14 protein-coding genes and 1 riboswitch are annotated in these 13,745 nt (G+C 62.2%); of the genes, 4 read left to right on the forward strand and 10 right to left on the reverse strand.

Features of this window, described 5'->3' with window-relative positions; all coding sequences use genetic code 11:
* Positions 1-23: 23 nt before the first annotated feature.
* From AC56QQ_RS02115 to AC56QQ_RS02135, 5 genes are all read right to left on the reverse strand, one after another.
* Positions 24-776 (reverse strand): glycosyltransferase family 2 protein, encoded by a 753-nt coding sequence (locus AC56QQ_RS02115; protein ID WP_497125380.1) that lies wholly within the window; start codon positions 774-776, stop codon positions 24-26.
* Positions 773-1,819: a serine kinase gene (locus AC56QQ_RS02120; RefSeq protein ID WP_497125381.1), complete on the reverse strand. Its 1,047-nt coding sequence runs from the start codon at positions 1,817-1,819 to the stop codon at positions 773-775. The genes AC56QQ_RS02115 and AC56QQ_RS02120 overlap by 4 nt, the downstream gene beginning before the upstream one ends.
* 41 nt (positions 1,820-1,860) lie before the next feature.
* Entirely contained in the window at positions 1,861-2,289 is a 429-nt protein-coding gene (locus AC56QQ_RS02125; RefSeq protein ID WP_497125382.1) for a PqqD family protein, read from the reverse strand.
* A 151-nt stretch (positions 2,290-2,440) separates the two neighbouring features.
* Positions 2,441-3,541, reverse strand: coding sequence for an FAD-binding oxidoreductase (locus AC56QQ_RS02130; RefSeq protein WP_497125383.1), 1,101 nt, complete (start codon positions 3,539-3,541; stop codon positions 2,441-2,443).
* A 77-nt stretch (positions 3,542-3,618) separates the two neighbouring features.
* Positions 3,619-4,866, reverse strand: a complete 1,248-nt coding sequence (locus tag AC56QQ_RS02135) for an aromatic ring-hydroxylating oxygenase subunit alpha (protein WP_497125384.1) — start codon at positions 4,864-4,866, stop codon at positions 3,619-3,621.
* 115 nt (positions 4,867-4,981) lie between these two features.
* Positions 4,982-5,184, reverse strand: a riboswitch (cobalamin riboswitch).
* A 510-nt stretch (positions 5,185-5,694) separates the two neighbouring features.
* Between AC56QQ_RS02135 and AC56QQ_RS02140 the strand changes: the two genes are divergently transcribed.
* From AC56QQ_RS02140 to AC56QQ_RS02155, 4 genes are all read left to right on the forward strand, one after another.
* Positions 5,695-5,895, forward strand: a complete 201-nt coding sequence (locus AC56QQ_RS02140) for a DUF680 domain-containing protein (protein WP_091586243.1) — start codon at positions 5,695-5,697, stop codon at positions 5,893-5,895.
* A gap of 70 nt (positions 5,896-5,965) precedes the next feature.
* Positions 5,966-6,175 carry a DUF680 domain-containing protein gene (locus AC56QQ_RS02145; protein ID WP_497125385.1) on the forward strand — a complete coding sequence of 70 codons (210 nt, stop codon included), beginning with the start codon at positions 5,966-5,968 and terminating at the stop codon, positions 6,173-6,175.
* Between the two features lie 72 nt (positions 6,176-6,247).
* Complete coding sequence (locus AC56QQ_RS02150) at positions 6,248-6,451, forward strand: DUF680 domain-containing protein (protein WP_497125386.1); 204 nt, start codon at positions 6,248-6,250, stop codon at positions 6,449-6,451.
* A 63-nt stretch (positions 6,452-6,514) separates the two neighbouring features.
* A complete protein-coding gene (locus AC56QQ_RS02155) occupies positions 6,515-6,751 on the forward strand; it encodes a DUF680 domain-containing protein (RefSeq protein WP_091586240.1) in 237 nt (78 codons plus the stop codon).
* Positions 6,752-6,938: 187 nt separating this feature from the next.
* Here AC56QQ_RS02155 and AC56QQ_RS02160 read toward each other — a convergent pair whose 3' ends face one another.
* The 5 genes from AC56QQ_RS02160 to AC56QQ_RS02180 form a co-directional block, all read right to left on the reverse strand.
* Entirely contained in the window at positions 6,939-8,051 is a 1,113-nt protein-coding gene (locus AC56QQ_RS02160) for an ABC transporter ATP-binding protein (RefSeq protein ID WP_497125387.1), read from the reverse strand.
* Positions 8,052-8,076: 25 nt separating this feature from the next.
* A complete protein-coding gene (bglA, locus tag AC56QQ_RS02165) occupies positions 8,077-9,741 on the reverse strand; it encodes a beta-galactosidase BglA (protein ID WP_497125388.1) in 1,665 nt (554 codons plus the stop codon).
* A gap of 4 nt (positions 9,742-9,745) precedes the next feature.
* Positions 9,746-10,900 carry a carbohydrate ABC transporter permease gene (locus tag AC56QQ_RS02170; RefSeq protein WP_489858775.1) on the reverse strand — a complete coding sequence of 385 codons (1,155 nt, stop codon included), beginning with the start codon at positions 10,898-10,900 and terminating at the stop codon, positions 9,746-9,748.
* A gap of 1 nt (position 10,901) precedes the next feature.
* Entirely contained in the window at positions 10,902-11,915 is a 1,014-nt protein-coding gene (locus AC56QQ_RS02175; RefSeq protein ID WP_489858774.1) for a carbohydrate ABC transporter permease, read from the reverse strand.
* A 262-nt stretch (positions 11,916-12,177) separates the two neighbouring features.
* Positions 12,178-13,533 carry an ABC transporter substrate-binding protein gene (locus tag AC56QQ_RS02180; RefSeq protein WP_497125389.1) on the reverse strand — a complete coding sequence of 452 codons (1,356 nt, stop codon included), beginning with the start codon at positions 13,531-13,533 and terminating at the stop codon, positions 12,178-12,180.
* Positions 13,534-13,745 lie beyond the last annotated feature (212 nt).

A 13,745-nucleotide genomic window follows, 5' to 3' on the forward strand; every position in this document is an offset into this window, starting at 1 on the left:
ATCCGAACCGATGGTGTCCGGCATCACAGCATCTGCCAGTTTGCCGGGCTCTTCAGTTCGAAGATGCCCTGGACCTCATGTAAAGACGGGTCGGCCTTGCGCCGCCGCATCGACTTGTGGATGGCACGCAAATGGTTGCGGACCCTGCCGCTCTGTTCCTTGGTGACGTTGCCAGCGTGGCGCCGGTAGTAGATCGCGACGGCATCCAGCAATTCGTAGTTCGGATCCATTTCGAAAACACGCAGCAGGTAGTCGGTGTCCTCTGCTTGTTCGAAATCCTCGTCGAACTGGCCCGTCCGGTCGACAAGTGCCCTGCGGAACACGGCGGTGCTCAGCGAAATTCCCCGAAGCGTCATGGTACGGCTGTCGGCCGCCGGCTCAAGTCTCTCGTCATCAATCCGGTCGGCCAGCGTCATCAGCGAATAGGTCAATTCGAGGCGGGGGTCGGCCGTGAAGCACGCAAGATCCCGCTTGAAGCGTCCCGCCAGCGAGATATCGTCCGAATCCAGGAACGACACGAACCCGGCGTCCGGCGGCAGGTGCCGCAGCCCGGCGTTGCGCGCCCTGGCGACGCCCATATTGGCCTGCTGGAACAGGCGGATGCAGGGCGTCTTGCGCATCATCGAGCGTACGGCCTGCGCCGAACCGTCGGTCGAGCCGTCATCGATGACGATGATGTCGAGGTCGAGGTCGTCGCGCTGCCGCACCAGCGAGCGCAATGCCGAAACGACATAGCGCTCGCGATTGTAGACGGGCATGATCACGCTCAGTTTCACGAAGCGCCCCGCGCGAAGAAATCCGCGACCGTGCCGGCGATCTCCTGCGGCTGCGTCCCCAGCGACAGACGGTAGCACGGCAGCAGGCGGGTGAGATCGCTGAAGAAGCGAAAGCCGCTTTCCCGCTCGCCCGGCATCTGTGCTATCCCGGACGGCGCCAATGCAATCATGGCATCCTTGCGCGACATTGGCATGATCGAGCTCGCCTCGCCACCGCTGATATGTGGCACCACCAGCGCAACGATGTCCAGCGTTGCGGGCACCGGCCGAGGCGCGATGTCGCCAATGTGAAAGGCGTGCTTGCCCTGCCAGTTGAGCGGACCGTCGGCCAGCCGGCGCTTCAGCCCGAGCCGCGCAAACCCTTGGGGGTCTTGCTTCAGGGTCGAAAACAGCGGGCGGGCCGTAACGCCGTTGGAGAGGTCGATCAGCACATAGTCGTCGCCGACGCTGTCCAGCCCGTTGAGGAGGCCGGCAGCGACGGTCCCGGATTTTCCGGCGCCACCCGCGCCGGCAAGCAGAACGCCCTTGCCGTTGGTGCCAAGCGTGCCAGCATGGGCAAGCCGCATGCCGCGTGCCGCATATTCCCAGTGCAGGAAGGCGCGCAGCGGCGCGCCAGGTTCCCAGGGCGGAAAGGCGTCGGCCGAGGCCATCAGTTGCACGCCAACGCGACGTTGCGGATCGTAGAACTGCCAGAAATCGAGATCGTGGAAATGGTGGCCGCGCAACCCGGCCTCGGCGAGGCGCTTGGCAAAGCCGTGTTCGGTGAAATGCGCGTCGCCCCATCGTGCCGGCCCAGGGATGCCGTGGATGCCCGGGTGAGCAACAAAAATGCTGCAGCTGGAGCTTTCCGGTTGATCACCCCTGGTCTCGACAAAAGCATGGCCGAGCGCGTCCGCCAGCACACCGGGACCGAGATGCGCGGTCAGTTCCAGCCAGGGCAGGCGGATCGTTCGCGTGACCGGATAGGACGCGGACGCGCCTTCGGCGGCGGCGATGAGATACCGGGCGTAGTCCGGCAAGGTTTCGAGGGTAACGCGCGACATGGCCAGATCCAGCGCCCCTCTATCGCGGATGCGACTGCCCGTCAGGATGCCTGCTTGACCGCCGGCCAGCCCAGCGGTTCCTCGACTTCATGGATGGGATCCACGATGATGAGGTCGGCGAGGTCGTCGTGGACACTCACGTTGAGCGGCTCGCTCGTGGCCGCAAGCTCGGCAAGCAGGTCGCCCGGCAGCGGCCGCGCCGGCGCGTCGGAACGCGTCAGGAGCCGCAGTTCGACCAATTGCGATACGAAGCCGTCGAGTTCAGCCGGGCCTATTATCGAGGCGCCGGCGGTCAGCCCGATCAGGGCCTGGGCATCGACGCCGGACGAGAGCGCCTGCCAGATCCTGCTGCCTGAATCGGAAAAACCAAAATATTTCCCGCTCGAAAGATCGAGCACCACGGCCTCGCCGTCGAAGGACTCAAAGACAACGTCCTTGCTCGCGATTGTGTAGACATCGGCATGGCGCATCGTTCTTGGTCCCCGCAGCTTGCGCGACCAATCACCGGTCGGCGTGGTCGCTCCCCAACAACGCCTGTAAACACTCGGTTCTTGCTTGGCAAGTCAACGGGCGTCGGCGCGGCGTCGACCATTTTTGGGGAGCAGTCTGGCTCTGAGTGGATCACGCCTCGATTTCGAGCGCCGAAAGCGGCTTGGAACAGCAGGCGAGGATAAAACCGTCGTCGATCTCATGATCGAGGATACCGCCATTGTGGCTCATCTCGACGGTGCCCGCGACCTTCTTCACCTTGCAGGTTCCGCACAGGCCGAACTCGCAGGCGGCGGGGATACGCACGCCCGAAGCCCGCGCCGTCTGCAGCACGGTCTGGCCGGCGACGCATTCGGCATCGACATCCGAAAGCCAGAAGCGGATCGGGGTGGCGGCTTCGACGGGAACCGCGGCGCCGTCCCGCGCCTGCGCAGCGAACGTCGCCGGGATCTCCTCCACGACGGGCGCCGCAAAGCTCTCCTGATGGTATTTCGTCATGTCGAAGCCGGCCGCTTCCAGCATGCCGCGCACGGCGCGCATGAAGGGATCGGGGCCGCAGCAGAAGATTTCGCGCTCGCGGAAATCAGGTGCCAGCAATGGCAGCCGGATCGCGTCGATGCGGCCCATATGGCCGAACCAGCCCTCGCGGCTCGACCGCTCCTCGATCATGAAGCCGAGCGACAGGCCGGGCATGCGGCTGCCGAGCAGTTCGAGCTCCTTGCGGAAAATGATCTCTTCCGGGCGACGCGCACAGTTGACGAAGCCGACATCGGTCCATGGCGCGCAGTCGTTGAGCCAGCGCAGCATCGACATCATCGGCGTCACGCCGGAGCCGGCCGAAATAAACAAATATTTGGCCGCCGGGTGGCTGTGCAGCGAGAAGTCGCCGGCCGGCCCATAGGCCTTGACATGGGTGCCGGGCGCCAGATGATCGAACATCCAGCGTGTGCCGATGCTGCCCGCTTGTGCCTTCACCGTCACCGCGATCGAGAACGGCCGAGACGGCGAGGACGACAGCGTGTAGGTGCGCATCAGCGGCCCCTCGGCGGTCGGCAGCTCCAACGTCACGAACTGGCCAGGCTTGTAGCGGAACCAGGTCTGGTTGTCGGAGCGGAAGGTGAAGGTCTTTACGTCGGGGGCCTCGTCGGCGACGCCGATCACTTCCAGCACCTGGAGCCTGTCGTTCCAGGGCGCCATCTCGTCGAGATGGCGATAGAGGCCAAGATCCGTCATCGCATTCATCCTCTTGTCCCTTTTGTTCCGTGCATGGCTTGAACCGAAAACCGCTGCGCGCTTTTGGGCGCCATGCGCTAGGCGACGCTGCGCAGGGCCGGCCTGCCGTCTCCGGCAAGGCGTGGGCCGATGAAGCGTGCATACCAGTCGACGAACTGGATCACGCCGCCCTCATGCAGCTCCGAATAGGGACCTGGTTCGTAGGCCGGTGACAGGATGCCGAAGGCATTTTCCTCGACGATGCGGCGGTCCTGGTCGTTGGTCTCGGTCCACACATGGGTGAGTTCGGCGAGATCGTAGTCGACGCCTTCGACCGCATCCTTGTGCACCAGCCATTTGGTCGTCACCGCGGTTTCCGTGGCGCTGATCGGCAGCACGCGGAAGGTCACCGCATGGTCGATGAGGATGTGGTTCCACGTCGTCGGATAGTGATAGTGCATTAAAGTGCCGATGCGGTCGGCGGAGACGGTGTCGGACAGGTTCTTCTTCACCGCCTGCTTGCCGGTCATCGTGTAGCTGACGGCATCGCGCAACAGCGGCGCGCGGGTGGCGCGGTACTGCCCGGCCGGATCGATGCGAAACTTGCTCGGCAGGCCGGCCGCTTCGCATTTCGCCCAGTGCGCAAGCATTTCAGGGTCGCTGTCGGCGCCTTGCACGCCGGTCACCGTCGGTGCTTCCGGGAAGGTCTTGCAGAGCTCCGGATGATTGCCGGCGCAATGGTAGCACTCGCGGTTGTTTTCCCAGACCAGCTTCCAGTTGCCCTTCTCGATGATCGTGCTCTCGAAGGCGACTTTTGCCTCGCGCAGCCGGTGCGGCAGCAGATAGGGTTCGATCATCGCCCGCATCGGCGCGAAATCAGCCGGCTCCTTGGCCAGGCAAATGAAGATGTAACCGCCGACGGTCTCGCAGGCGACCGGCTTCAGGCCGAACTGGCTCTTGTCGAAACCGTCGGCCATCTGCCCGGCGAACAGCAGCCTTCCGTCCAGCTCATAGGTCCATTGGTGGTAGGGGCAGACCAGCTTGGCCGCCGTGCCCTTGTCGGAGTTGCAGACACGGCTGCCGCGATGGCGGCAGGAATTGTGGAAGCCGTTGATCTTGCCTTGCTGGTCGCGGACGAGGACGACCGGATAGTCACCGATCTGCACGGTGATGTAGCTGCCCGGCTTCGGCAGTTCGCAATCATGGCCGATGAACAGCCAGTCGCGATACCAGATCAGCTCCATGTCGAGCTTGAAATAGTCGGGGTCGGTGTAAAAGGGCTGCTCGAGTGAAAAGCCTTGCTTGCGGCCATTCAAGAGCCTCAGCATGTCGTTGCGCGCGTCCATGTCCTGTCCTCTCAATCAAGGACTGCATCGGAGGGGAAGAGAGGAAGGATCGGACGCAAGCCGGCAATGTGTCGGACATGCGCTATCCACCTCTTGACCGCCCACCGCGATCAGTCGAGTCTAGACATCTCCGGCTGGTTTCCGGGCTCTGGAGTTGTCCTTGCGGACGATCGCGACACCTTCCCAGGCTTTCGGCCCAGTGGTCTCCCGTTGCGACTTGAACTCCACCACCGTTGCGGGGGCAGCGCCGGATTCTGACCGGCTTCCCAATTCTCCGCCTCGTCGTCACGAAGCGGCACCTGAGATGTCATGATCTAATCACGACGGCGCTTGCGACATCGGCATGAAAGCGACATCGCATCCATGCGGCGCGACACGCGTACGAACGCCCGGATTGGCGATTGCCGGGCTGAAATCCGATCTCCCCGATTGCCATTCGCCGGCCGCGGTCTTCCCGAATCCGGTCGCTGGCGGAAGCCAAAAACCGTTAACGGTTTCGAAAAGTGACTATTAGCTGCCTCTAAAATCGAACCGAACGGTTCGTTTCTGTTGACGGTGCGTGCAGGACGGTGTGAACGCTGGACCCTGGACACAGTTGGTGATCGGAACGGCAATTTTATCTAACTAACTGATATAAAACAGAAAAGTACATGATGTAGAAGGCCCTGGTACAATTTCAAGTGGCAGATTCATGGTCCACACGAAACAACTTCGTGATTGGAAATGGCTGGATGGCTCTCCCACATCGGGGCTGTCCGAACGACGCGAATTCCTTCCAAGACACGCCGCTAGACGGACGGAAATAAGAAGATACTGGAGTACCAAAAAATGAAAAAGATTGTCCTCACTGCCGCCGCCCTTCTGGCCATTTCCGGCAGCGCCTTCGCTAACGGTAGCGATCACTACGGTTCAAATGCCCCGGCAGCCACTGCTGTCGACAGCTCGTACACGGCTTCGATCAAGAAGTCGGAACCGGCTGCTCAGACGCCTGCCCAGGGCAGCGACCGTAACCTCTTCGGCAACAACTAACAGCCGATCGCCAGCAGGCGGCGGCTTGCCCGCCGTCCTGGCGAAATCCAGAAATTCAGGAGTACTTGAAATGAAGAAGATCATCCTTGCTGCCGCCGCCGTTCTGGCCATCTCCGGCAGCGCCTTCGCCGGCAGCGACAACTTTGGCTCCAATGGCGCCAATCAGCCCGCCGCCACCTCGGTTGACAGCTCGCGCACGGCTTCGATCCAGAAGTCGGTTCCGGCTGAAAAGCAGCCCGTCGTTCAGGGCAGTGACCGTAACCTCTTCGGCAACAACTAACAGCCGATTCCCCAGGTGACGGCGGGTGTGCCCGCCGCCCTGGCGAAACCCAGAAATTCAGGAGTACTTGAAATGAAGAAGATCCTTATCGCCACCGCCGCCCTCCTTGCCGTTTCCGGCAGCGCTTTTGCCGGCAGCGACAATTTTGGCTCCAACGGTGCCAACCAGCCTGCCGCCACGGTCGACAGCTCGTATACGGCCTCGATCAAGAAGTCGGAGCCGGCTGCCCAGGCGCCTGCCCAGGGCAGCGACCGCAACCTGTTCGGCAACAACTAACATCCGAAAGCAAGGCGGCGGGCCAGCCCGCCGTCTGGAACTTGAAATACCGGAGTATCAAAAATGAAAAAGATTGTTCTTACTGCCGCCGCACTTCTGATTGCCGCCGGCAGCGCCTATGCCCGCAACGACAACGTTGGCGGCACCGACATCAACAAGCAGGCGACCGTCAACGTCGACACCTCGCATACGGGCTCGATCCGCAACAGCGGCTCGCCTGTCTACAAGCTGCTCAATTCGTCGGGTGACGTAGAGAAGTCCGCCCCCCAGGGCAGCGACCGGAATCTCTTCGGCCACTAGAGCAGTTCACCGTTTCACGGAAACGGCAAACCGCTCTAACTCTTTGTTTTGACGCAATTCCGGACGGAAAACCGTTTCACACTTTTCCTGGAATTGCTCTAACAACCGAACTTGATTCCTGAAAAAAGAGCGGCGGGCCTTGCCCGCCGCTCTTTTTTCTCGCCTTGGTCCAGCAGGACAGGCCGCCTCAGGCTGCCTTTGCTTCCGGCTTCTGGAGCGCGAAGGAATGTCCGTCCGCGTCGAAGATGTGCAGGTCCTCGGCGTTGGCGCTCAGCCGCAATGTCGAGCCGCGCTTGACCTCGACATTGCCGGGCAGCTTCGTCACCAGCGGCAGGTCGGCGCGGCCGATGTCGATGTATACAAGCTGGACCTCGCCGAGCTGCTCGACATAATCCACCGTTCCCTCGAAGAGATAGTCCGCGCCGGTGGCGATGATCAGGTCTTCCGGCCGCACGCCGAAACTCACCGCAGCACCCTTTGCCGAAGCCGGTGTCGAGATCGGCACCGTCGCCTTCCGCCCGCCGACATGGCTGACGACGGTCGGGTTTCCGGTCTTGTCGATGGTCGCCGGCAGGATGTTCATGGCCGGCGAGCCGATGAACTGGGCGACGAACAGGTTGCCGGGCTTCTTGTAGAGATCCATCGGCGTGCCGACCTGTTCGATATGGCCTTCCTTGAGCACCACGATGCGGTCGGCCAGCGTCATCGCCTCGACCTGGTCGTGGGTGACGTAGATCATGGTCGTGTTGGGCATCGATTCCTTGAGCTTGGCAATCTCGATGCGGGTGGCGACGCGCAGCGCCGCGTCAAGGTTCGACAGGGGTTCGTCGAACAGGAACACTTTCGGATTGCGCACGATGGCGCGGCCGATGGCGACGCGCTGGCGCTGGCCGCCCGACATCGCCTTGGGCAGCCGGTCGAGATATTTGGTCAGCTGCAGGATTTCCGCCGCCTGCCGCACCCGCTTGTCGATCTCGGCCTTGCTTTCCTTGCCGATCTTCATCGAGAACGCCATGTTGTCGTAGACGGTCATGTGCGGATAAAGCGCATAGGACTGGAACACCATTGCGATGCCCCGCTTCGACGGCGGCACGTCATTCACCACCTCGCCGGCGATCTTGAGCTCACCGGAGGTGATTTCCTCGAGCCCGGCGATCGACCGCAGCAAGGTCGACTTGCCGCAGCCGGACGGGCCGACGAAGACGATGAACTCGCCCGACTTTATATCGAGGTCGATGCCGTGGAGAATGTTCAGATTGCCGTAGGACTTCTTCACTTGCCTTAGCGTGACATCGGCCATTGGTTTCCTCCCAGTGATTTGAAATTCAGTCGATGCGCCCGAACCAGGCGCCGTAGCCGCCGAGCTGTATGGAACCGGTGCTCGTCTGGCCCGAAAAACCGTGCCCGGGCAAAGGGTGCAACGATCGGTCGCCAAGGTCAATCTCGGTCGGCTTGGCTGCCAGATTGAAGACGCAGACGATCTGTTCATTGCCTGCCCGGCGTGTGAAAGCGACCGTGTCGCCCTGGCTTTCGATGAAGGTGATGTCGCCCTTGGCCAGCGCCGGATGAGCGTGCCGGAAGGTGAGAAAGCGCCGGTAGTGCTCGAGCAAGGAGCGATCATCGCCCTGCTGGACATTGACCGCTTGCGAAAGATGCTTTCCGGGCACTGGCAGCCACGGCTTCGCCGTCGAGAAGCCGCCATTCTTGGCGGCGGCATCCCACACCATCGGCGTGCGACAGCCGTCGCGGCCCTTGAATTCCGGCCAGAAGCGGATGCCATAGGGGTCCTGCAGATCCTCGAATCGCAGGTCGGCTTCGCCAAGGCCGAGTTCCTCGCCTTGATAGATGCAGACCGAGCCGCGCAAGGACATCAGCAGCGCCGAGATGACCTTGAGATAGGCGGTCGGGTCGGCCTCATTGGCGGCCCAGCGCGAGGCGGGGCGCATCACGTCATGGTTGGAGAAGGCCCAGCACGACCAGCCGTCACTGGCGACCTTGCCGAAGGCTTCCAGCACCGAGCGGACCTTGGCCGCGCTGATCTTTTCGGGCGCCAGGAAGTCGAAGGAATAGCACATCTGCACGCGCTTGCCGCCGGCGGTATAGGCCGCCACCACTTCCAGCCCGCGCTGCGAATCGCCAACCTCGCCGACGGCGGCGGCTGCCGGGTATTCGTCGAGCAAGGCGCGGAACCGTTCGAGGAAACCAAGGTTCTCCGGTCGGCTCTTGTCGTAGAGATGGTCCTGGTAATTGTAGGGATTAACCGCCGGCGCCGTCTGGTCGTTGCGCTCCTCCGGCGGCAGCGGCGGGTTGTTTTCCAGGCCCAGGCTGTGGAAGTAGAAATTGATGGTGTCGAGCCGGAAGCCGTCGACGCCGCGCTCCAGCCAGAAGCGGGTGACGTCGAGCAGCGCGTCCTGGACTTGACGGTTGTGGAAGTTGAGGTCGGGCTGCTCGGCCAGGAAGTTGTGCAGATAATATTGCTGGCGGCTGGTGTCCCATTGCCACGCCGATCCGCCGAAGATCGACAGCCAGTTGTTGGGCGGCGTGCCGTCCGGCCTGGCGTCCGCCCAGACATACCAGTCGGCCTTCGGGTTGGTGCGGCTCGACCGGCTTTCCTTGAACCACGGATGATTGTCGGCGGTGTGCGACAGCACCTCGTCGATCATCACCTTCAAGCCCAGCCTGTGCGCCTCGGCGGTCAGCGCATCGAAATCGGCCAACGTGCCGAACATCGGATCGACGTCGCAATAGTCGGACACGTCGTAGCCGAAATCCTTCATCGGCGACTTGAAGAACGGCGATATCCAGATGGCGTCCACGCCGAGTGCCGCGATGTAGGGGAGCCTGCCGATGATGCCCCTTAGGTCACCGATGCCATCGCCGTTCGAGTCCTGGTAACTGCGCGGATAGATCTGGTAGATCACCGCGCCTCGCCACCAGTCGCGATCGACGGCGAGGTCAGGTTTCGAACTGGCCTTCAAAGCGGATTGCATTGTCTCAGCCTCCTTTCACCGAGCCGGCAAGCAGCCCACGGACGAAATAGCGCTGCAGCGAGAAGAACACGATCAGCGGCACGATGATGGTCACGAAGGCCGATGTCGTCAGGATCTCCCAATCGCCACCGCGTGAACCAAGCAAGGCATTGAGCTTGGCCGTCAGCACGATCTGGTCTGCTTCCGTACCCAGGAAAACCATCGCCACCAGCAGATCGTTCCATACCCACAGGAACTGGAAGATGGCAAACGAGGCCAGCACCGGAAATGACAGCGGCAGCACGATCTTGACGAAGATCTCGAAATCGCTGGCGCCGTCGATGCGCGCCGATTCCATGATCTCGCGCGGCAGGCCGGCAATGTAGCTGCGCAACAGGTAGATCGCGAAGGGCAGGCCAAAGCCGGTATGCGCCAGCCAGATGCCAAGATAGGTTTTCGACGGCACGCCAAAGAACGAACCGACGCCGTTGTAGAGCTTGAGAAGCGGGATCAGCGACATCTGCAGCGGCACCACCAGCAGGCCGATGATGACCGCGATCAGCAGCGCACGGCCGGGAAAGCGCATCCAGGCCAGCGCGTAGGCGGCAAAGGCGGCGATCAGGATCGGGATGACGGTCGCCGGGATGGTGACGGTCAGCGAATTCATGAACGAGCGGCCGATGCCCTCGGAAAACAGCACGGTCTTGTAGTTGTCGGTGGTGAATTTCGGCGGCGCCGACGAGGCATAGTAGACGCGCTGGCCGCGATCGCCTTCGAACGCCTTGGGCGAGGCCATGACGAAGCTGCCGTCGGCATTGAGCTGCAACGTCACGCCGTCGCCGAGATCGGCAACGCTGCCGGCGGTATATTGCGTGGGCGCCGCCGACTTGACGCCGAAAGCGCTGATGTTGCGGGCAGCGCCGTCACCGAAGATGTTGCCCTGGAGGATGAACTTGCCGTCCTTCTCGACCTGCGTCGAGGCGGCCGGCAGGCGGCCGGCTTCCGTCTGAGTGGAGCTGGAGAACGAGTTCCACCAGCCCGAGGCGATGATCTGGTCCTTGTCGCGCAGCGACGAGACCAGGATGCCGAGCGTCGGGACGGTCCAGATAGTGACGAAGACAAGCACGGCAATGTGGACGCCAAAGCGGCTGGCGAAGGAATTTCCGGTCGCGACGGCCATCTCAATGTCCTCCCGTCTCTTTGTTCGCCTGGCGGATGTTCCAGACCATGATCGGAATGACCGCGATCATGATGATGATGGCGATGGTGGCGCCGCGGCCGAAATCGCCGCCGCCGCGGAACATCCAGTCGAACATCAGGTTGGCCAGCACCTGGCTGTTCCACTGGCCATTGGTCATGGTCAGCACGATGTCGAACACCTTGAGCACCAGGATGGTGATCGTCGTCCAGACGACGGCGATGGTGCCCCAGATCTGTGGCACCATGATCTTCCAGAATATCTGGAACGGGTTGGCGCCGTCGATGACGGCGGCTTCCAGCGTCTCCTCCGGAATGCCGCGCAGGGCGGAAGACAGGATGACCATGGCAAAGCCGGTCTGGATCCAGATCAGGATGATCATCAGGAAGAAATTGTTCCAGAACGGCAGCGATATCCAGACCTGCGGCTGGCCGCCGAAATGCTGGATGACGGCGTTGAGGATGCCGATCTGCGTCTGGCCTTCGCCGCGATACTCGTAGATGAATTTCCAGATCACGCTGGCGCCGACGAAGGAGATCGCCAGCGGCAGGAAGATCAGGCTCTTGGCGATCGTGCCCCACCAGATCTTGTCGGTGAGCACGGCGATGATCAGCCCGAGGAAGGTGCAGGCGGCCGGAACCACCGCCAGCCAGATGATGTTGTTGAGGATCGAGTTGCGGAACTCGCGATCGCCGAACGCCCATTCATAGTTGGCGAAGCCGACGAAATTGGCGCCGCCACGATCGAGGAACGACAGCCGCAGCGTCTCGACCACCGGATAGATCAGATAGATGGTCAGGATGATCATCGCCGGACCGACGAACAGCCATGGCCTGATAAGCCCCTGCCGGCGAAGATTGTCGATGGCGGCGGCACCGGCGACGCCGCGCGACGGGAATATCAGATCGACCAGCTTGTTGGCGCCCCAGAAATAGGCGACGCAACCGCCGACCCCGACGATGATGACGAATATGGCCGAGAAAATCTGAGACGCCATGGTTTCCTCCCCCTGCGCATGATCCACCAAGGTTGAATGCCCTTGGTGACGGGACCAGGCGCCGATTCAGTTGTGTGGAGCGCGATCGGCCGCAAAACGTTTCTCACGTGCGGATTTGCGCTTCATGTCGATGCGCTCATGACGAAAGGCCGCGGCGCGGGCCGCCGTCGGATCCGGGCCGGCTGGGCCCGGATCCAGTGCGAGAATGAAAGGCTCGGACGTTCGGTGGCCGAGCCGGCAGGCCGCCTACTTGGCCGGCCGCCTACTTGATCGCGTCCCAGCTCTTCTGGATGTCGGTGGCGACATCCTGGGCCGACTTGCCGCCGACCAGGTCGATCATGCCGGTCCAGAAGGCGCCGGCGCCGATCTTGCCCGGCATCAGGTCGGAACCGTCGAAGCGGAAGGTCGAGGCATTGGCGAGGATCTCGCCCTGCTTCCGCAGCGCATCGCTGGCATAGGCGGCCTTGTTGACCGCCTTGAACGGTGTCACGAAACCGCCCTCGGCCATCCAGATCTCGTGCGCGAGCGGCATCTTCAGGAATTCGATGAAGGCGCGCGCGGCCTTGGAGTCCTTGGTGATCATCGCCAGCGTGCCGGCGCCGAGCACGGGCGTGCCCAGGTCAGGCTTGGAGGCATAGGGCGGGAAGTAGAAGAAGTCCGCGTCCTGGCCAACCTTGGTGCCTTCGGGGAAGAAGGTCGGGATGAACGATGCCTGATGGTGCAGGTAGCATTTCGGCGGCACCGAGAAGAGGCCCTTCGGGCTGTCGCGGAAATCGGTCGCCGCAACCGCCTTGGCGCCACCATCGACCATGGTGTCGTCGGTCGCGATCTTGCCGAAGATGTCGATGGCGTTGACCACCGCCGGATCGTTGAACGGGATCTCGTTCTTCACCCACTTGTCGTAGACGTCGGGCGTCTGGGTCCGCAGCATCAGGTCTTCGACCCAGTCGGTCGCCGGCCAGCCGGTGGCGCCGCCGGAGCCAAGCCCGATGCACCACGGCTTGCCGCCATCGGCGATGATCTTCTTTTCGAGATCGGCGAGTTCTTCCTGCGTCTTGGGAACCGTGTAGCCGGCTTCCTTGAAATTGTCCGGCGAGTACCAGACCAGCGACTTCACGTCGGCCTTGTAGGGGAAAGCGAAGAAGCCCGGCTTGCCGTCCTTGTCCTTGAAGGTGCCGAGATCGACCCAGGACTGGCCGGCGCCGTAATTGTCCTTGACCCATTTGGCGGTATCGTCGCCGAGCGGCGTCAGCAGGCCCTTCGACGCCAGGTCCTGGATCAGGCCGGGCTGCGGCAGCACGGCGATGTTGGGCGGGCTGCCGGCCTGCGTGTCGATGACGATCTGCTGCTCGTAATTCTCCGAGGAGGAGTATTTGATCTCGACGCCGGTGGCTTCCGAGAAATAGTCGAGAACGCCGCGCACCAGACCTTCGTCCTCGCCGCGCCATGGCCCGAAGATGGTCAGCGTCTCGCCCTTGAGGTCGACTTTCTTGAGCTCTTCAAAATTCGCCCAGTCGAAGCGGGGATCCTCGCCCGGCTTGAACTTCAGTTCGGCCTGCGCGGGCACGTTCAGGGCGAGCGTGACAAACGCGGCGCCCAGCAAAAGCATTTTCTTCATCGGTATTCCTCCCAGTGGGTCACACACACACCGGACGGAACCTCCATTCCGTCCGCCGACGCCGCAGGACTGTGACTCACTCGGAAAGGAACCGCAACCTTTCGAAGAGTCTTCCAAAGCGCTTTGGCTTTTTTGATCTCGCCATTGAATCGCTCGGAAGTCAAGAGGGTGATGCGCTAATCGATTTAATTTAAGGCCATTCGAGGTCGAAA

The sequence above is a fragment of the Mesorhizobium sp. RCAM 05099 genome, from assembly GCF_059683685.1.